The organism is Acetatifactor muris (assembly GCF_024623325.1).
GTDB classification, from domain to species: Bacteria; Bacillota; Clostridia; order Lachnospirales; family Lachnospiraceae; genus Acetatifactor; species Acetatifactor muris.
In genome coordinates, this window is the sequence record NZ_JANJZD010000001.1 from 243,148 (window position 1) to 263,932 (window position 20,785).

Sequence of the window (20,785 nt, forward strand, 5' to 3'; positions counted from 1 at the left end):
AGGGTGTTACCGCTCCTGTTGCTGCTTCCTTTTGAGGGTAGGGGCGGGCGCGGAGGTTTCTTTTTCCAGCCGTTTCAGGCTTTCCAGTGCCTTCTTTGTCTGTTCCGGGTGCAGCCGTTCCAGTTCCATATAGTCTTTTGTCCTGCCCTTTAAGTCCTGCCAGCGGGTACGGTAGATTTCCAGCCCCTTCACCGCTTCGGTAAGCTGCCGTTGCAATTCAAGGAGTTTCCCTTGTGACGCAAGCCCGGACTTTGCAAGGGTCAGCAGCTTTTTAAATTCTTCCGGGAGTAGTTCCATGTATCCCCAAAGGTTCTTCTTTCCCATGCGTTCCAGTTCGCTATACATTGCGCTGGCTTTCTCCGTGACCGTAAGCTGTTTGTCCAGCCCGGCTAATTGCTTGCCTTTCTGCTTCAAGGTTTTATCCAGAGCCGCCGCCTGTTCCTCTTTGTCGGCAACGTCACCGGCAAGCCCGGCAAGTCGCTCCTTGTCCTGCTTTATCTTGTATTCCAGCACGCCCAGATGTGCCGCTGTACTGCCACGTTCCCCGCGCTCAAAGTCTTTAAACCCTGCCGCCTGCATATGCTCAAAAAAACGGTCTTGTAGGAGGGAATAGGCGTTGATTAGGAGGGCTTTCCCGTTTTCGTCCCGCTGAATGTTCCCTTCTTTATCCAGCGCCTTTTCAGACGCCCATTTCTTGCTATGACTGACCTGATGAATCACTTCCTTTGTCGTCCCCACAAGAGCCGGGTCTTTGCAGCGCTTTGTCCACTTGACTTCCTTTTCCACCACCGGCACATACACTACATGGAGATGATAGTGGTAGATGTCGCGCCCTAGCTGTTCAGAGAGCGCCCGGTTCCGTTCATCCGCGTGCATGACTGCCGAGAGGATATATTCCTCACCCCCGGCTTCCTTCACTGCCAGCCGGTAGGCTTCCTCAAAGAACCGCTTCGCATACGCATAGCCGCCGTTCCGCTCAAAATATGCGGAGTTCACGTCAAACACCATTTCGTCAACTACTTTAGCGTCCTGTTTCAGCCCCCTTGTGCTGATTGTGCCATTTTCTACCATACGCCCAAATACTTCCGCATAGCTTCCCTCACAGCGCTTGAAATGCACGTTCAGGGCGGCGCGTTCCCGGTCAATGTCCGTGTTTGCATAGCCGCTGTTCTTGCGTTCGTTGTGCCGTTCCCGGATTCCAAGCCCGGCTTTGCGGTAGGCTTTGTTCCGCACAACACAGCGGTCGGTCTTTCCCATAAATGCTCCTTTCCGGGGCTATGTTACGCTTTAGAAGCCCGTTTTGGGGGCAGTTGGTATAAAACCCCACCGGGCATGGAAAAGGGGCTGGAAACGCCTGTAAACAGGCACTTTTCAAGCCCCTATTGCGTAACAGCTGCCCCTGTTGCCGCCTGTCTGATGACGATGACGGTATTTATCTATGTACCCCTGTTTTGGGGGTATCGTCACCCGCCGTAGATGACGGTATCCCTTCCGCACCCCTATATATATTTTTATCGTCATCGTCACCCATAGAGAGGGAAACAAGGCGGGCGCTCTTTGTCCGGGTGAAGCCCATACGGATATGGTGCTGTTTTTCCAGTATCAGGGCGCGTTCCTTCAGCAGCCGGGTTAAACTGTTGGGAGAGCAGGAAACGCTGCTGTCTATCCCTTTCAGGCTGTCTAACAGTTCCGTAGCTGTCCCGCTGAATGTTTTCTTGCTGGAAAGGAACTTCACCAGAACCGGCGTGAGTGTATCGGCTGCCGGTTCCCCGGAAAGATAGGACACGAACCGCCAGACGGTCATATCCCGGTCAAATTCCAGTAAAAGCTGCATATCCTCTATATCGCGCCCGGTAACGTGAAGGGTCGCTTTGTTGGCTGTCCGTTTGTCCTTTTCCAGCACATACATGCTGTCAACCGCGCCGATTATCCCTACCGAGCCGGAAACCATGTTGAAGGGGTCGCTGTCCGGCATCTTGCGGACGTGGTGAATCAGCAGCACGGCAATCTTGAAGCGGTCAGCAAAGGACTTGATTCGCCCGATTTCGTCGTAGTCATTGGCATAGGCGTTCTTATCATTCACCGCCCCGCGTACCCGTTGGAGCGTGTCAACCACCACAAGCCCCGTGTCTGGATAAGCCGCCATGAAGGTTTCAAGTTGTGGTATCAGGGAGCCGGACAGGTTATCCGCTTCCGTGGCAAAATAGCTTTGTTCCGAGCCGTCGTCGGTGATGTGGGAGAGCCGGAAATGGAGCCGGTCAATGGTATCTTCCAATGCCAGGTAGAGCGTCCCGCATTTGCGCGTTTCAAACTCCCATACCTTCCCGCCAGTGGACACTTGCTGGCAGAGCCATAAGGAAAGCCATGACTTCCCGATTTTGGCGCTGCCGGATAAGATATGCAACCCCACCGGCATAAGCCCGGCAATGATAAATTTAGGCGGTTCCACGTCCAGCCCTAACAGGCTTTTCCCGTCAATGACGGACAAGGTTTTGATTTCTTTCATAAGTTGTTCACTCCTTTTCATTCTGCTTTCAGTTATCTATATAAAAAGCCCTATAACAGCGCTAGCAACCGTTACAGGGCTTGAATCGTCTTTTATTCTGTTCTTTGGAGGAGGTCGGGGGTGTGGGGGGCAGAGCCACCGCAGGAAAACTCCCGCCGCCAGTACACCAGCGGAGCCGGTTTTGCCGTACAATGGTTGGGACGAAAAACGGGAAACAGTTCTTTTTCCTGTTCCCCGTTTTCGGCGCAGCCATAGCACGGCAAAAATCCAGACGGTCAAGGGGGAAAGGGTGGAGATTTCCAGAGCAGGGCGGCGGAAATACGACCCGTACCTTGACCGGTTGGATAGGAGAAGCGGCACGGTCAGGCGCACCGTTTCTTCTGTCTGGCTGTCTATTCTTTTACTTCTTGATGATTGCTGAAAACTTCATTCATCAGCATTGCACCCAACTTGAAACCGTACTCAAAGTTGGCGTAGGCTTGTATAGTGGAAAGCTTTGTCCTTCCTTTATCCATTTCCTCAAACCGTTTAAGCTGTTCTGGTGATAATTCTTTTAGGAGGTATTCATAATCATTTCCCACTTGTCCAGAAATAGCACGGTACTCCGCATAGTTTTGTGGAAGGATTTCTTCACAGGGGTAGACTTTCCCATCGTAAAGGCGTTCTAAAATGCTCATACGCTTTCCCCCTCATGGAGAATTAAATCATCTTCATCAGAAATGACCTCAATCATCATAAGTACCCCTAACCGGAAGCCTTTAACAAAACGGTCAATCCCATAGAGAACGCTTTCTTCGTTTTGTGCCGCGCTGTAGTCATCCAGCATTTTTCGTTCTTCCTCATTGAGTTTCGCCATCAGCTTTTCTCCGAGGGTGCAGTACCGGTTTCTTGCCCGGTTAAATTTGGAATCCCCTTCATAAATCACTGGCTCAACGCAAAGGTGGTCTGTTGCGATTGCCTCTAAAATTTTTCCCATTCGTTTCCGTCCTTTCCTTATGGATTTAACAACTACTTGCAAGACGGTTCCGTGCAGTGTATAATATTTACGCGGTCTGCCCTTGTGGTAGTTGCAATGTGGGAAGTGGCGGCTGCTTGTGAGAGGGTAACGCCACTTCTTACTTATTCCGTTTCCTTATCCTCCAATTTTTCAATTCCCCGCCTTACAGATTCATTTTTTGTAATGCCATTTTCGTTTGAATATCGTTCAAGAATATCATTATGTTTTTTATCCAAGCGAACTGTAAGCCGTATTTCTTTTGGATTTTCAGAATAAGGTCGTCCAACTTTCTTAGTAATAACATCACCCCCTTGTAAGATTGTTGGCTGACAATAATAGTATAATTGATGTCAGCCATTAAGTCAATATGCAAGCTATATTTCTTTCATAGAAGGGTAACTGTTTCGATTGCCGAGGATATTTTCATATACTTTTATCAAGTATATGACCCACTCTGACACTTTCACCGCTTCGCGTTGCAAAGTGCCGGCGTGGGCTCTCCGAGGGTTTACGCCCGCCGTTGGCGTGGCGCATAAAAGAGGACGCTGCTTTCTGCCTTGCGTCCTCTTTCTGGTTCCCCTTATGCTAATTTGCCGCCGCTGCCAGTTCCTTCTGTCGCGCCCTGTACCGTTGCATACGCAGCCGGTTTTGTTCGCGTTCCCTGTTGCGGGCTTGCAGCTTCCTTTGTTCCCTTGCTTCCTGTTCGGCGGTCAGGGCAGCTTCCATTTTTGGTACAGTAAATGCCCCGATAAAGTTTAGATATATGTCTACCTTTTGCACCCTGTCCCCGGTTGATTTGTCCGCTTCATGGACAACTACTTTTTCTATAAATTCATTTAACATAGGAGTGGTAAGTTCTGAAAAATCCGTGTACCTTTTCACCAATTCAAGGAACCGGTCAGCCCTCACGCTGTCCGCGCCGTAACGGTCAAGCCCGGTCTGTAATTCCTGCATTTCTGCTTCAAGTGTGGTCTGTTCGTTGTCATACCCGGATAGCAGACGGTCAAAGTGCTTTTCTGGAATCTTCCCGGTAGCAAAAGATTCATATAGCTTTTTCACCAGGTCGTCCAGTTCTTCATGCCGCCGCTTTGCCTTTCCCAATCTTCGGCGGTATTCTTTCATAGTGGCTTCCTGCTGAACGTCTGACGCTTCCCGTACCTTCTTGACAAACTCCTTTTCGTTTGAGAGGGCATAGGCGCTGACTTCCCGGATAGTTTCCAGAATCAATTTTTCTACTACAGATACCCGGATATAGTGCATGGTACAATTCCGGGTATACTGCCGGTAGCTGGAGCAGCCATAAGAATTGTCAGCGTCATATTTGTTTCTGGAATTATACCGGTGTGACAGCTTCGAGCCACAGTCCGCGCAATAGAGCAATCCACTTAATCGGCAAGGGGGAGCGCCATTCTTTTTCGGTCGGCGTTTTGTTTCTATCAGGCGTTGTACATTATTCCATGTTTCTTCGTCAATGATTGCTTCGTGGGTGTTCTCAAATATCATCAATTCGTCCTCTGTAGCTTTCCGGCGCTTTTTGGTTTTATAGGATTCACTGATAGTTTTACCCAATACCGTATGCCCCATATATTCCCGCTTTTCCAAGATATGAATGATTGTTTGGTTTGTCCAGCGGATAGGGTCGTGGAAACTCTTGCTATGCTGGTTTTCAGGATAGTATTTTTCAGCATATGCCGAGGGAATCAATATCTTGTCAGCGTACAGAATATCGGCAATCCGATTGACTCCATTCCCTTCCAGAACCAGCTTGAAAATGCGCCGGACAACTGCCGCCGGTTCCGGGTCGATAATCAAATGCTGCTTGTCGTCCGGGTCGCGCCGGTAGCCGTAGGGGACACTGGGAGAAACCCGCTTCCCTTCCTGCATACGGGCTTTAAAGATAGCCTGTATCTTGCGGCTGGAATCGCGTGCATACCATTCATTCATAATGTTCAAAAACGGCGTGAAATCGCTGTCCTGCTGGTTGCTGCTGTCTATGCCGTTGTTGATTGCTATGAACCGGACGCCTTTTTCTTTAAACATGACTTCGGTGTAAAACCCTACTTTCAGATAGTCGCGCCCAAACCGGCTCATATCTTTTACGATAATGACAGCCACGTTTCCGGCTTCCACTTCGGCAATCATGGACTGGAAGCCCTCCCGGTCGAATGTCGTCCCACTCACTCCGTCGTCGGTGAAGTGGCGTATGTTGACAAAGCCGTTCTTCCTTGCGTAGTCCTCTAAGAAATGTTTCTGGTTCGTGATACTGTTGGATTCGCCCTGTAATTCGTCGTCGCGGGAGAGCCTTTCATACAGGGCGGTAATCTTGATACTGTTTAATTGTTTGCTCATTATATAACCCCCGTTCTGTTATGATGTAACGCTTTTTAGTTCCTTATAACACTATCACGTTCGGGTCAGTGACGATATACGACGTTGGAAAATCCTTTGACGTACATTGCATGAGCGACGGTTTCACAAAGAACCGGGTCTTGCCGCTGCCGGAACCGCCGATTACAAGGATATTTTTGTTTCTTGCGTATTTCGGCTGCTTCGGGCGGCTGTTCATGGTGAGCCGTTCCGTCTGCGTTAAGGGGATATTGTTCTCAAATACCGGGTCGGTGTACGGCTTTATGTCGTCAGCCCCGCCCCAACGCGCCGAACCGTATTCTGTCCCGCGGCGGTATTTCTTCGCGTTCTTGCCTTTGGTGTAGATAATCAGCCGGACAATGACCGCCCCCGCAATGCCTAAAGCTAAGTCTGCCGGGTGGAAGCTCGGCGCGATACTGGAAAAGGCGGCGGTAAAACCGTCCCCAAGATGTAGCAGCTTTGCGCTTGCGTCCGCGCCGGGGGAGAGCCGGACAGCCGCGCCCACTTTATCAAAGAGCCAGACAAAGAGCAGATACGGGAGATTTAGGATAAGCAGCTTCTTGATTTCCGGCTTCATAGCGATACCTCCCTGTCCTTGTTCTTGACCTTTGCCCGTTCCGCGTTTCTGCCCTGTGCAGCTTCTTTGAGGGTAGAGAGCAGCTTTCGGATTGAGGGCTTTTTCTCCTGTGTCAGCTTTTTTGCGGAAAATTCCTTAAAGGCTGCGGTCAGTACGTCCGCGTCCCGCCCCTTGAAGAAAACCAGATAGCGGGGCGGGCTTTCCGTCGCGTCCTTTTTCAGCGCAAAGTCGATACCGTACTTTTTCGCCGTACTCTCAAAGGCTTTGATATTGCCCTCGGTAATCTCAATGTTGGAAACGCCCGCGTTCTGCTTCATAAGCTGCTTTAAGCTCTGCTTGCCCTGTGGCGGTTTTGCAAGCTGCTTTTTGCCCTTTGACAGTATGGCTTTCATTGCCTTTTGGAGCGTCTGCGCGGTCAGCTTCCCGGTCTTGATGTAAAGGGCTATGGTCTTTTCGTTTACTTCGTCCTGCAATTTGTCGCGTCCTCCTTTCGCGTTTCTTTATGGGGCGGCGGTCAGATACGCACCCGCAGCCCGTTCAAGTCCTCGGCTCTGATACCCACAAGATACCAGTTGTCGCCGTACTCAATCCGGGTCGGCTTCCACTTGCCCCGCACGAATACGTCAAAGCACTCGCCGCAATGCAAGCCCCCGTAGTAGCTGTTTAAGTCAAAGCGGATGTCGTAACGGTCGGTGCGCTCGTCAAATACCAATGCTCCTGTCATTTTCTGTGCCATAATAAAATCCTCCTTTTGTGGTTGTGGGTGGTTACAGGCTTTCGCCCTCATTGCATGAATAATAGTCCGGGTCGCCGTACTGCGGCTTTTTCGGTGACAGTGCGCCGCTTGCCATGTCATGGGCGACAAGGGAAGTGTAGTAGTTGCCGATTGTGGACGGGGCGTTGAAAAGGGCGGCTTTCAGATATTGCTTGATGTTGCGGATTTTGGTTGTGTTCTCCCGCATACAGTCAAGCACAAAGCGGATATGCTCGCCGTCTAGTTTCATAAACTTTGACTTCACAAGCTCTGCCGGGTAGTCGTCCCCCGCAATCCGTACCCGCTTTCTGGCGGTGCATACGGTTTCAAGCATGAGGTCTACAATCTCGTCCAGCCTGTCACTGTCAAACTTCATGTCCTGTTTGAGAATGTGGTAGTCGATATTGTCCTTGATGATTTCCCGGTATATATCAACTGCGCTCTGTGCTGCCGCTTCCGTTCCTTTCCGTTCCGGCGGCGCAGCCGCTTCTCTGCAAGGAGAGGGGTTAGGGGAAAGGATAGGAATGGAATGGGTACTTGATAAATCTGTATTTGATTTTTCTTTTTTTGGTAAGTCAGTTCTTTGTATATCTTTATTTAATTGCGTTGGATTTTCCAACGTAGGTTTTTCCAATGTTGGTTTTTCCTGCATTGGATTATCCAATGTTGGATTTTCCAATGTAGGTAAATCCGGCGTAGGCGGCTGCGGCTGCTCGAATATCACATAGTCCGCGCCCCGCAAGCGTCCTTTCTCGTCGCGCTCCCTTGAACGGACGATATACCCGGCGCGTTCAAGTTCCTTAATGGCTTCGCGGATAGCGTCTATCTTCTCCCGGTTGATAAGGGATAAGCCTTTCAAGGTGTAGTCCCAATCTTCGGGGAGTGACAGCATTTGCGACAACAGCCCCTTTGCCTTTAGGGAAAGCTCCTTGTTGCGTAGGTGGTGGTTGCTCATTACGGTATAGCCCTTGTTTCGTTCCACTCTGAAAACTGCCATAGTTCATAGCTCCTTTGCTTTGGATTTGTTACGCAGTAGAAGCGCGGTTTCGGGGGATAAGGTATAAATCCCTTTCCGCGCCAGATACGCGCCCGGAAAACCGCTTGTAGCAAGGCTTTTTCTGCCCCTACTGCGTAACAAAGGGCATGAAAAAAGCGGCGTTCCTGTTCTCCCATGTAGAGAGTAAGAAACGCCGCTTCTGCGTCGTATTCAGTTTTTAGTACAATACCCTGCTTGTCCGTCGCTCGAAAAACCTTGATTTTCCAGTGTTTTCAAAAGTATCGTTATCTAACGTCAGCTTTTGAACGGCCGGATTTTCAGCGCATGATGGACGATATGGAAGCCGGAAAAGTAAACTGCATTGTCACGAAAGACCTGTCCCGTTTCGGGCGGGAACATGTGATGATGGACTACTATCTGGAATTTCTGTTCCCGGAGAAACGGGTTCGCTACATCGCCGTTGCGGAGAATGAGGACACAGAGAAAGGGCTTTCCGATTTTGTCCCGTTCAAAAACCTGTTCAATGAATGGTTTGCGAAAGATACAAGCCGCAAGGTAAAGGCCGCTTTCAAAGCAAAGTTTGCCACAGGACAGCGTATCGGCGCCTATGCTCCCATCGGGTACAGGAAACACCCGGAAATCAAAAACAAGCTGATAATCGACGAGGAAACCCGCTGGATAGTGGAGAAGATTTTTGACCTTGCTATTCATGGCAGAGGGGCGGCCAGTATCACAAGAATACTGATTGCGGAAAAGGTTCCCACACCGGGATTTATCAACTTCCAGCGTGACGGGACTTTTGCAAACATCTATGCGGGTGCGCCGGAGGAAAAAAGCTACGCATGGACGATAGCCCAGGTCAAGAGCATTATGAAAGACGAAACCTATATCGGCCATACCATTCATTACCGGGAAACGAACATTTCCTTTAAGAACAAGCGGAGGGTACGCAAGCCCCAAAGTGAATGGGTGCGGGTGGAGAACACGCAGGAGCCGATTATCAGCGAGCAGGTTTTCCGGCAGGTACAGGAGCAGATAGCAAACCGCCGCAGGAAGTGCAAGGATGGTACAACGCAGATTTTTTCCGGATTGGTAAAATGTGCGGATTGCGGCTGGTCGCTGTCCTATGGGGAGAACAGGCAGAACAGCAAGCCTTACGGCCATTATCATTGTAGCAAGTACGGGCAGGGCACACGCCAATGCTCCATGCACTATATCCGTTATGATGTGCTTTATGCCTATGTCCTCTCCCGTCTGCAATACTGGTCGGGGCTGGTACAGCATGATGAAGAACGGCTCTTGAAGCAGCTGTTAAATGCCACTGATAAGGGACAGGCTGCCGCAAGAAAGAAGCAGGCCGCAGAACTGAAAAAGGCAGAGAAGCGAAAAGCCGAAGTCGATACTTTGTTTGCCCGGATGTATGAGGACTGGGCGGCGGGGCGTATCACGGAATACAACTTCTCTATGCTGTCCGGGAAGTACCAAAGCGAACAGGCTGAACTGGACGAAAAGATTGAACAGCTTCAATCCGCTATCGCCACTGAAAGCCAGAACGCCGTAGACGCAGAAAAATGGATTGCCTTGATGAAAGAGTGCGTCAATCCAACAGAACTGACCGCCGAACTTTTGAATATGCTGATTGAAAAAATCGTTGTCCATGAAGCGGTCAAAGGTGAGGACGGAAGCCGGGAACAGGAGGTAGAAATCTTCTACCGCTTTATCGGCAAAATTGATTGAATGATACCAATATCTTTAACTATGTGATACCGGAAGAGGAATGCCGGATGTGTCGCTTTTACAGCCTTTGTGTGATGTTCTGGGTATTAGTTTGAATGAGCTTTTTTCAGGAGAGCATATATCAGCGGAGGAATATAAAGGAAAAGCGGAGGAAAATATTTCCAGGCTTTTTAAAGAAAAACAAATTGCCAATCTTAGGCCTGTAAAATACTTATTTTCCGTATGTGCTAATACCGCTTTGTTTGTAGCAGTGATTGAACTGGCGGTTGGTCTTGTTGGGAATTTTTTTAATTCAACTATATTGGAACCCATGTTAATCAATGTTTCTGTATGGCTGATGTTGTTTTTGGCTTCAATGAGTAAGCTGGTATATGACAGGAATAAATTAAAAAAACTGAAGCATTCAGGCGCTTGCATGGACTCTGAAATAGAGGACATGATTCCGGCAGCCTGGATTAGAGTAGGAAACTACGTCACTTGCAGAATTGCCTTTCGGTTTATTTACGAGGGTAAGGAATACAAAGCAGTAAGTAATTATTATGTTTTGACACAATTTACGCGAAAAGAAGATTTATATGCGAATGTTTACATCAACAAAGAGAATCCTGCCAAATACAGTGTAGAGCTTTTTCAAACAGGCCGATAATACTGACATTTTTAGAAATCATATATACCTATCCCAAAATGCCAATCTTTTACTTGTAAAACCTGCAGGAATACGGCATGATTTTAAATCATAGGAACTTGCCTGCAGATTACAGGAGGCACGAGGCGGTTCCTGTAAGTTACAGACAGATCTATAGGAAAAGTCGCGGATATTTGACGGGCCCCGAAAGGAGAAGAGAAAAATGGCATACAGGATTACAGAAGAGAAAATGACAAGTTACCGGGAACACATGGTGCGGGAGGAACTGGCACCGGATACCATTAAGAAATACCTGCGGGATATCCGGGCCTTTGCGGCATGGCTGGAGGAGTGCGCTGCCGGCAGGCAGGGGAAGACCGGGGAGATATCTCCCGGCGGAGGCCAGGCAGGAGCGGAGGAAGTGCTGTCTGGCAGAGAGCAGCCGGGAACGGAGCAGAGATTTTCCGCAGGAAAGCTGCTGCCAGACGATGGAATCCATAAATCGGAAGCGTCACTGGAAGAGGAAACTGCCATCCCGGTAGACAAGGAGGCATCCACAGGCTGGAAAACACATCTGACGAAGGCAGGCTATGCCCCGTCCACCATTAACGCCATGCTTTCTTCCCTGAATGGCTTTTTCGAATTTCTGGGATGGGAGGAATGCCGGGTAAAATTCCTGAAGATACAGCGCCGAGCCTTCCGGGAACAGGAGAAAGAGCTGAGTCGGACAGAATATGAACGGCTGCTGAAGACCGCAAGGGAGAAAGGAAATTCCCGTCTGGCACTGCTTCTGGAGACGATCTGTGCCACCGGTATCCGGGTGTCCGAAGTGAAGTATATCACGGTGGAGGCATTTTCCCGGAGACGGGCAGATATCTCCCTGAAAGGAAAAATCAGGACCATCCTCCTCCCCGGGAAGCTCTGTAAGAAACTCAGAGACTATGCCAGAAAGCAGAATATTACAACAGGGGAAATCTTCATTACCCGTAAGGGGACAGGAATGTCCAGGTGCCAGATCTGGCGGGAAATGAAAAAACTGTGCGGGAAAGCCGGTGTAAATCCATCCAAAGTGTTCCCTCATAACCTGCGCCATCTCTTTGCAAGAACCTTTTACAAGATATGCAGAGACATTGTAAAGCTTGCGGATGTACTGGGACACAGCAGGATTGAAACCACACGCATCTACCTGATGTCAACGGGAGAGAACCATGCCCAGCAGATGGAGAAGCTGGGGCTGGTCAGCTGAAACAATACCACAAAATTACCATTTCATATATCGTTTTGCCTTTGATAGATACCTCAAAAGCAAAAAAATGGGATACAGCAACAGCCGCATCCCGCAACAGTGTCAAAAAAGGCGTCAAAAAACAAAGACCCGAAAAATCTGCTTTCCTGATTTTCTCAGGCTTTCTTTCGTATACTTTCTTATTCTAAGATCTTCTTCCAACAGTCAACATTTGAAATGTAAAAGCATAAAATAACCTTGAAAATCACTTACCATCATGCTATACTGTACATAATAAAGATTATGCGGTTTAACTTTGGTTTTATATTATAAATGAAATGGTAATTTTGTTTCCTGTAGGGTGTGAGCATGCGGTCTGCCGACTGCCGGAACCATAGGGCATAGAACGTGGAGGGGACCGGCTGAACACACTTCCAGGAAAAGGGAAAGGACAGAAAGTATGGAGCAGAAGACAGAGGAAAAACTGACGCCGGAGGTGCTGGAGACATTCCTGACGCATCTGTCGGACAGGGGATGCAGCCATATATCCCTGCAGGAGTATCGCAGGACGTTGAACGGGCTCTATGAGTACCTTTCTGAAGAGAAAATAATTACAGCACAGAGCGGCTTACTGTGGCGGCAGTGGCTGGAGGAGCAGGAATTCAGCACCAGGACTATCAATACCAGAGTGTCTGTCTGGAACAGCCTGATGCGGTATCTGGGGCACAGAGACTGGCAGGTGAGTACCTTCAGCAACATAGAAGATGTACAGCCGGAACTGACAAGGAATGAATACCTGCGTCTGCTGTCCACAGCCAAACAGCTGGGCCAGGAGAAAACCTATCTGCTGATTAAAACGCTGGGAGGCGTGGGACTGCGTCTGCAGGAGCTGCCTCAGCTTACGGCTGCTGCTGTCCGGCAGGGCAGGGTCCGTCTGGAACGCCAGAATGGAGTGAGTGCCCGAATCCTGTGGATTCCTGCGATTCTGCAGAAAGAACTGATGAGCTATATGGAACAGAAAGGGATTACGGAGGGGCCGATATTTGTCACTGCGGGAGGACGGCCCATGGACCGTTCTAATGTGGGACGCTGCATCAGAAGTATTAGCCGGGACGCCCGGGTATCAGCGGAAAAGGTAAATCCCAGATGTCTGTGGAAAATGTACCAGTCTACTCAGGAGGGGATTCAGGCCAACATAACTGTCCTGATGGAACAGGCTTACGAGAGGCTGCTGGAACAGGAACAGCTGACCGTGGGGTGGGAGTAGGGTTGAAAATGAGGAATTTACCTGCCGGCTGCGAGATATGGCTGCGGAGAATAAGGAAGCGGAAGTGAAAATAACTTTTTAAAAGCCATTTTCAAACGGTTTCTAAGAAATTCTGGAAGAGGGGAATGGTAAGAGAGCAGCAGAAAGGAATATCAGGAAAGGAGTGGGGGATATGCGTGAGGAAATAATGGCGGAGAACAGTCCGCCTGTGAGGGATGCCCTGTTGCCATGCCATCGGGGCGGCAGGGCGTGAATGTGGAGACGATGGGCTTTTTGGCAAACCGTCGGAAACGGCGGGACGCAAAGCCACAGGGACTAAGGCAGTTGGAAACGTAGTTGAATTGAATCAGTTAGATTGAATTTGAAAGTGTTTGAAATTGTTATGTCAGCCTGGCTGCTAATTATAGTTTTATAATTAGCAAACCGTTAGAAATAGCGGGACGCAAAGCTATGGGGGCTAAGGTGTTGGAGAAATTATGTGACAATACTATGCCAGCCCGGCCGCCGGATAACTTTGCATCCGACTGATTTCAGCAAAGAGAGGTAAAAACATGAAAAGGATGAGATTTAAGAAGAGACGCTTTTTTGCGTTGCTTCTCGCTTTTGTGCTATGCGTCGGATCGGTGGACGTATCGGCATTTGCGGCGGGGCCCATTGAAAGCGTCGAAGTCGTCACGGATCTGGGCGGGGAAATAAGCCCGGCGGATGAGAATAATCAGACGGCCGGAGACAATGAATCCGTAGAAGCAATCCAGACGGAGGGCGAAGAGACTACGCCTGACAGGACGGAAGCGCCCGAGGTGAACGAAGAGCCCGAAGGGACGGAAGAGCCTGAGGCAAACGAAGAGCCCGAAGTGACGGAAGCGCCTGAGGCAAGCGAAGAGCCCGAAGTGACGGAAGCGCCTGAGGTGAGCGAAGAGCCTGTAGCGACGGAAGCGCCTGAGGTGAACGAAGAGCCTGTAGCGACGAAAGCGCCTGAGGTGAGCGAAGAGCCCGAAGTGACGGAAGCGCCTGAGGTGAGCGAAGAGCCCGAAGTGACGGAAGCGCCTGAGGTGAGCGAAGAGCCCGAAGCGACGGAAGCGCCTGAGGTGAACGAAGAGCCCGAAGTGACGGAAGAACCTACGGCGACGGAAGCACCAAAGAGCGAGGAAATACCCGCAGAGGTTCAGGCGTTCCTGGACGCGGTGGCGAAGCTGCCGGCACCCGAGGACGTGACGAAAGAGAACGCCGAGGAGCTTGGTGAGCAGGTCAACGCGGTGATCGACATGGCCGAGGCGCTGAGCGATGAGAACTACGCCCGGGAGGACGTGACTGAAGCGTTGGAAAAGGTCGGCGCAGTCTTTGAAGCGGTTGGAAAAGCGTTGGAACTGGAAGCGGCGACATTTGGTAAGATTCCCACAGGTGTAGGGACCACGGATCCTAACGTGCTCGAAAGCGCATTTCTCACTTTTGAGATGTGGAATGCGGATCATAACATCCCTGCTGTGACGGTGAGCGGAAACTATGCCGATGCAGACTATGTTGGCGAAGTCCTTGTTAATCCGGATGGAGAAACCGCGACAGTTGACAGCGGCAATTTGGTGTTCTATACCAACTATGGTATTGCGGTAACGACTAACTGGGAAGAGAACGGTGGCTTGCCTTGGGTTATGACATGCCCCAGTTGGCTGAATGTCAACTTGCGTGCAGATGGCGGCGTCCTGTACGTGACCTTTACAGCGAAACCGAGTGCGCAAGTGGGACAGAGCGGGACAGTGCGGCTGAACTACGGCGCAAGCTGGGCGGTTGTAACCAATAACGCGTTCTTCGGGGAAGACAACGGTAAGGCGATCGGCGATATCTATTATGATGTAACTGTCGGCGATGGCACTGTTGAACCGATTGAGAAGCCCGACGCGCCCAACAAGGACAACGTGACGCTTTCCTATGTATTCATTCAGTGTCAGGATAGAGGAGACCAAGCTAATCACAGTGCTCCTGCTAAGCTGTTCTACGATGGTAAGACAACCATTATTCCTGGCGAGGTCATCGAGAACACAGGCAGAAACAGTTCTTTCAGCAAGAATGTTTATCCTTACGAATGCACAGTTCAGCTGAATGGGAATTTCTATTTGGACCTTTGGAATAACGCATTGTCAGGTAAGCTTGGAACGCATATGCTCTATGAATCGCCTAAGGATATCACGTTCTATTATTCTGCGTCTGAGGGCAAATGGAAGTGCCCCACAAGTAGTCTGACCCAATTTAGCAGTCCAGATACTGGCACTACCTATGGCTGGCTGGTGAAGATCAAAAAGGGTACTCAAGTTCACACTTACACTGTCACCTACACTGACGGTGTAGAAGGAGAGACCGTGTTCACCGACCAGAGCTATACGGGCCTCAAAGCTGGCGATAACACTCCGGCGTTTATGGCGGCTGTCGAAGGCACCGAAACTGTGAATGGTAAAGTTCAGCCCAAGCGTACGGGTTACACTTTTATGGGCTGGGCACCCGCGGTCACGGAAAAGGTGGATGGCAATGTTACCTATGTGGCCACATGGAAGAAGGCCGAGAAAATCACCAATATCGATAAGACTCTGGTGAAGAGCGCAAGCGAAATTCCCAGTGGTGTAACGGTTGACAATATTACCTATCCTGTCAACGGTGAGATCGTTATTCCAAACGGTGGGAGCGTGAAGCTGCTCTACAAGATCACCGTCACCGGCGACGTGGGAGCGAAGTACAAGGTCACCGATACCGGGGCAAGCTGGGTCAGCGGGCCGCAGCTGGACGTGGAGAACACTATCCCCGAGGGAGGCAGCGCAGTTATCTATGTGACCCGCGAATTTACCGCCGCTGATATTAATAAGAACGGCAAGCTGGTGAATAACGCAATGGTCACTCCCGGTAAGGACGACGAAAGCAGCACTACTTCCACCGAGACGACTCCGGCGAAGGAAGAAGAGCCTGAAATTAAATCGCTCATGAAAGAAGTTACCATTGTTAAGACGTTTGTCGGCATGGGGGGCAACAAGATAGCGTTAGATAAGGTTCCGGGCAATTTTGTCCTGAACTACAGCTACACTTATCGCGATGATGCTTCTGTAACCGGCAGTCTGGCATCTGGCGCGGCGCAAAAGGGTATCAACGAGAATGGTCACCCCACCCTGACGTGGAAAATGAACGTGAAAGTGGATGAAGATACAAATTCCACCTACAAAACCCCGTTAACCATCACTGAGAGCAACTATAATGTGGGTGGGTATGTATGGGAGAAGCAGGAGGGTTTGAACAGCTCGAACGAGAAGGCTGTTACCGGCACGTACCAGATCGACGCTACAAAAAACCTGCCTACCAACTATATCTACAACTATTATCAAAAGGCACCTGATGCGCCCAATGCGCCCGTGATTTCCGGAACGAGCGGCAATCTTCGTGTTCAGGTGGTCTGCGACAGCAATGAAAGCGGTCACAAGGACGAGAAAGAAAACTTGCGGCTGCGGGAAGTGGTGAATGGGATCACCGAGTATACCGGCGGTGAAGTGGTTAAAACCAATAAGTACGGCTACGACTGGGAGTATACAGTTACTCTCTACAAGAGCGACTTTGCAGACCGGTTTCAGCACAATAGTAAGAAGGACCACGAGTATAAGGAAGGTACCAAAGACACTGTGAATGTGACATTCTACTACAAGGACGGTGCATGGGACTTTGAGAACCTTAAAATTCACAATCCCGGTGTGGAGATTGTTTACGAAAAGAACGGCGCTAATAACTATTTCTGCAACTATGTAGTATACCATGTGGAACCTGTAACCACGCCCGAGCTTGAGATCACCAAGACGGTTGATAAGGCCAGCGTGAAGAAGGGAAATACGCTGAATTACACGATCACAGTGAAGAACAACGGCAGTACTGATGCTGCCAACGTGAAAGTGAGCGACACTTTGCCTGAGGAGCTGGGAACCAATATTTCTAACAGTAATCCCGGTGAATATAATTCCAAAGTGGAAAATGGCAGAGCTACAATCACATGGAATCTGGGCACTATTGGGGCCGGTGAATCCAAGACGGTTACCTTTACGGCTACCGCTATAGAAACCGGCAAGATTGAGAACCACGCCAGCGTGACCAGCGACGAAATCACGACCCCTGTGGAAAGTGATCCTGTTAAGACCGTGATTTACAATCTGATCGTCACCAAGACTAACGGAGGTTTTCAGAATGGCGCGCCTGACGCAAGCTGCACTGAGGCCGATTGCAAGAGCGAGGATGACGGCAGCGGCAAGGCGCACGTCCACTACACTGTCACAGTGATGAACGACAGCGGGTTCGACCTTTACGGTCTGGACATCCTGGATGATCTGACAACTACGGTTAAGGCGGACAATGCGGAAGTTAACGATGGTTATATTCTGAGCATCGAAAATGTCAGGCTGGACGGCAGTGCTGCTGGCGGCATGGTCACTCCTGTGGCCAATGGTAATGCAACCCACAGTATCGTAACGAAATTCGAACGGTCTGAGGTATTTGCAGATAAGCAGAAAGTGGTTCTGACTTACGATTTTGTAATCGAGAATACCGGCGACGATGTGTTGAGCATAGGGCTGAAGAATAAAGCCACCGGCGGTACATGGACCACTGACGGCCAGACTGCTGGCACGCAGAAAGCCCGCGTTCGCAGTGCTGCTCGAAACGGCGGTTATGATATCGAGGAGTCAGCAGAGTCCGGCGCAAGCATGGGCGGCAGTGAAGCTGGCGGCACGGTTAAGCCCGCGGGCAAGACATACACTGTAATTTATAAAATGAACGATGGTACTGACGACACGCATGCGACTGTCACGAGGAAATCTGCCGAAAGCTCCGTGGAGTTCACAGTTGGCAAAGAGGCGGATGGTACTACTGATATCTCCAACCCTGTCCGTATAGGTTATGTGTTCCAGGGCTGGGCGGAGACAGAAGATGCCACCACAGGAATGACAGCTCTTTCAAAGGTTACCCTGACTAAGGAGAACCGCAGCAAGACACTGTACGCCGTGTGGACGCCGAAGATGGTTTCCAAAACAGTTAAAATCATCAAAGCGTTCTATGGCCCCAGCAAAGCTGAGGTAGAGGCGATCAAGGATAATTTCAGCCTCAACTACACCTACACGCTGGCCGGCAATACCACAACAGGAACCCTGTCCGGTAAGGATGCCAAATTTGAGGAAAGCCTTCTTTTCCCGGGTATCGATGCTGTGCTTGTCTGGAATGTGGACTTTAAAGTAATTGAAGGTTCCACTGAAAATCTTAATAATGGAATAATTTCCTTTACTGAGGAAGGCAGAGAGATCGATGGATGGACCTGGATCGGCAGTGCGTCGGAGGGAAGCAGCCTTAACGATCGGAATGACTTGCATGCAGGTACAATCAGTATGGGGCTGAGCAATGTCTATACCAAGTTGCCCACGCTGCCCACGCCGGAGGAAGTGCATGACAGCTCGCTGAGGGTTGAGGTCATCTGCACTACCAACAACGAAAGCTGGCAATATGCTGCTAATGACTGGACCAACGATAACGATAAGTGGTACACCCTCGGTCAGATTGAGGGCGACGCTGCAACCGGTTATACCTGTACACTGACCCTGAACAGGCTGAATGTCTGGGCCGGGCAATTGAATACCGAGGATGGTCCCAGACATGCCCTGAACGAGACTAGAACCAACAGCGACGGTATTCTCAGCACGACTCTCCGCTGGGACGCAGGCAATCAGAAGTGGATGGTGGCAGAAGAGCAGCCCAGTACACTGAAAGTCTTCGCGGAAGAGATGTTTACCGTCACCGTGAACTATCTGGCAGACAACGGTCATAAATTCTGGGGGAATAATAACCCGGAATATCCGCTGAAAGAAGGCGAAATCTACGATCACAGCATCGATGAGACCATGACTGCACTTGCATGGCCTAATAAGCCTGCGGTAAAGTCTCCGAAGAGCTTCTCCATTGGCAGCAACACTTATGTTCTTGATCCGATGGCGGCTAATACACCCGAGAACGAACTGACCGGCACTATGGGCAGAGAAAATGTGGTCATCAACCTGTACTACTCTCTGGACGTAAAGGGAGGCGATGATCCTTCCAAGCCCGACGGCGGACCTGACGGCATCCCTGATAAGTACCAGGTGAAAGTGACTTTTGAGGTCAAAAACGGTGCATGGAATGACGAGACAACCGCTGATGTGGTGAAATACCTGACGAAGTACAAGACCGTTGACGGAGAGCAGGTTATGGCCGCTGACGGCGAAGCCGTTCTGGGCAGCATTATACCTGTAGCCGGTGAGAAACCCGATGAGGGCTTTGTGACTGGCGACTGGGGAAATAACGAACCTGCTGAGACGACTGCAATTACCGGTGATACCACTTATACCTACACCTATAAGCCCGCTCCGGGCAGGGTGACTATCACCGTCGAGTTTGTAGACGAGAATGGTAATGTGGTTGGAACCGAGACCGTGGTTGTGGATGAGGGTGCTGCCTATGACGTGACCGAAGAAACTGAGAAGATTCCTGAGGGCTATGAGCCCAACGGCGATCCTGCCGGCGACCCTGTTACCGGCACTGCCGATACCGACAAGACTGTTACCGTGCCTGTAAGGCAGATTATTCGGTATACTGTGACCTATACGGACGGCGTAGACGGCGAGGAAGTGTTCGCAGACCAGGTGACATCTGATTTGGTAAGCGGAGCTGCAACCCCTGCATTTGTGGGGACACCTGTCCGCGAGGGTTATACCTTTGCAGGCTGGACACCGGAAGTAGCGGCTACAGTAACGGGCAACGTGACTTATACCGCACAGTGGACACCTGTAGACCCGGCGCCTGTAGACCCGGCGCCTGTAGATCCGGCGCCTGTAGATCCGGCGCCTGTAGACCCGACGCCTGTAGACCCGGCGCCTGTAGACCCGACGCCTGTAGACCCGGCGCCTGTGGACCCGGCGCCTGTGGACCCGGCGCCTGTGGACCCGACGCCGACACCGGACGATCCGGCACCAACGCCGGATGACGATGACCCGACGCCTGAAGAGACGACACAGGAGCCTGCGCCCGTACCCGTAGTCGTACCACCTGCAGCAGCCATACCTGCAGCAGCGCCCACACCTCAGGTTGTACCGGTTGCACCTACACAGCCGGCGACACCGGCAGCTCCCGAGGAAGAAGAGGAGCCTGTCACCGTCATTGATGACCCGACGCCGCCCCTTGCAGCGCCGGAAGAAACTGTGACTCCTGAGGAAGAAGAGCCCGCGATAGTGGAGCTTGAAGACGAAGAGCTGCCCCTTGCGGCAGGAAACGGCAGAGCCTGGGCCCTTGTGAACTTTGCGTTGATGAACCTGGCAGTGTTTGAGACCCTGATGTTGCTGATTGGTTACTTTGTGAACACCAGGAAGGACGAAGAGGAGAAAAAGGAGAAACTGAAGAAGAAAGGCCTTATGCGCCTGATCAGTCTCCCGATAGGAATTATTTCCATTATCGCATTCTGTCTGACAGAAGATATCTCCCTGCCCACCGGATTTGTAGACCGTTGGACCCTGCTGATGGCAATCATCGCAATCGTACAGACTGTCGTGGTAGTTCTTTCCCGCAAAAAGGAAGAGAACGAAGACGAGAGAATGGCTTAAGCGAAAACGCCCGGGTGAACCCATTGCAGGGACACCTGGCTGAAAGAAAGCGTTAGAGCTATGTAATTGAATTTCTGCAAAAGATAAAATGAAAAA

At 50.4% G+C, this 20,785-nt stretch carries 12 protein-coding genes, 2 pseudogenes and 2 riboswitches; of the genes and pseudogenes, 5 read left to right on the forward strand and 9 right to left on the reverse strand.

Annotation, left to right across the window (positions count from 1 at the left end):
* Window positions 1-6: 6 nt before the first annotated feature.
* The 9 genes and pseudogenes from NSB25_RS01200 to NSB25_RS01240 form a co-directional block, all read right to left on the reverse strand.
* On the reverse strand, window positions 7-1,257 hold the full coding sequence (locus NSB25_RS01200) for a plasmid recombination protein (RefSeq protein WP_257479211.1): 1,251 nt from the start codon (window positions 1,255-1,257) through the stop codon (window positions 7-9).
* Window positions 1,258-1,432: 175 nt separating this feature from the next.
* Entirely contained in the window at window positions 1,433-2,506 is a 1,074-nt protein-coding gene (locus NSB25_RS01205) for an AAA family ATPase (RefSeq protein ID WP_257479212.1), read from the reverse strand.
* 392 nt (window positions 2,507-2,898) lie between these two features.
* Window positions 2,899-3,183, reverse strand: a complete 285-nt coding sequence (locus tag NSB25_RS01210; RefSeq protein ID WP_103242821.1) for a DUF6809 family protein — start codon at window positions 3,181-3,183, stop codon at window positions 2,899-2,901.
* Complete coding sequence (locus tag NSB25_RS01215; protein ID WP_103242822.1) at window positions 3,180-3,482, reverse strand: DUF6809 family protein; 303 nt, start codon at window positions 3,480-3,482, stop codon at window positions 3,180-3,182. Before NSB25_RS01215 ends, NSB25_RS01210 begins: the two co-directional genes overlap by 4 nt.
* Window positions 3,483-4,088: 606 nt before the next feature.
* Entirely contained in the window at window positions 4,089-5,852 is a 1,764-nt protein-coding gene (locus tag NSB25_RS01220; RefSeq protein WP_103242807.1) for a recombinase family protein, read from the reverse strand.
* A gap of 61 nt (window positions 5,853-5,913) precedes the next feature.
* Window positions 5,914-6,447, reverse strand: a pseudogene (locus NSB25_RS01225) (type IV secretory system conjugative DNA transfer family protein); the annotation flags it as partial.
* Window positions 6,444-6,920, reverse strand: coding sequence for a PcfB family protein (locus tag NSB25_RS01230; RefSeq protein WP_007037035.1), 477 nt, complete (start codon window positions 6,918-6,920; stop codon window positions 6,444-6,446). The pseudogene NSB25_RS01225 and the gene NSB25_RS01230, both read right to left, overlap by 4 nt.
* Before the next feature lie 41 nt (window positions 6,921-6,961).
* A complete protein-coding gene (locus NSB25_RS01235) occupies window positions 6,962-7,183 on the reverse strand; it encodes a DUF5348 domain-containing protein (RefSeq protein ID WP_002569164.1) in 222 nt (73 codons plus the stop codon).
* 31 nt (window positions 7,184-7,214) lie between these two features.
* Window positions 7,215-8,198, reverse strand: coding sequence for a DUF6017 domain-containing protein (locus NSB25_RS01240; protein ID WP_007037034.1), 984 nt, complete (start codon window positions 8,196-8,198; stop codon window positions 7,215-7,217).
* Between the two features lie 300 nt (window positions 8,199-8,498).
* Here NSB25_RS01240 and NSB25_RS01245 point away from each other — a divergent pair.
* The 5 genes and pseudogenes from NSB25_RS01245 to NSB25_RS01265 form a co-directional block, all read left to right on the forward strand.
* Window positions 8,499-9,935 (forward strand): annotated as a pseudogene (locus NSB25_RS01245) (recombinase family protein); the annotation flags it as partial.
* 40 nt (window positions 9,936-9,975) lie between these two features.
* On the forward strand, window positions 9,976-10,581 hold the full coding sequence (locus NSB25_RS01250) for a hypothetical protein (protein WP_103240441.1): 606 nt from the start codon (window positions 9,976-9,978) through the stop codon (window positions 10,579-10,581).
* Between the two features lie 202 nt (window positions 10,582-10,783).
* Window positions 10,784-11,806, forward strand: coding sequence for a tyrosine-type recombinase/integrase (locus NSB25_RS01255; protein WP_242982472.1), 1,023 nt, complete (start codon window positions 10,784-10,786; stop codon window positions 11,804-11,806).
* A gap of 439 nt (window positions 11,807-12,245) precedes the next feature.
* Window positions 12,246-13,052 (forward strand): tyrosine-type recombinase/integrase, encoded by an 807-nt coding sequence (locus NSB25_RS01260; protein WP_103240442.1) that lies wholly within the window; start codon window positions 12,246-12,248, stop codon window positions 13,050-13,052.
* 265 nt (window positions 13,053-13,317) lie between these two features.
* A riboswitch (cyclic di-GMP riboswitch) is annotated at window positions 13,318-13,454 on the forward strand.
* A 5-nt stretch (window positions 13,455-13,459) separates the two neighbouring features.
* Window positions 13,460-13,561, forward strand: a riboswitch (cyclic di-GMP riboswitch).
* Window positions 13,562-13,603: 42 nt separating this feature from the next.
* Window positions 13,604-20,689, forward strand: coding sequence for an FILTED domain-containing surface protein (locus NSB25_RS01265; protein ID WP_103240443.1), 7,086 nt, complete (start codon window positions 13,604-13,606; stop codon window positions 20,687-20,689).
* Window positions 20,690-20,785 lie beyond the last annotated feature (96 nt).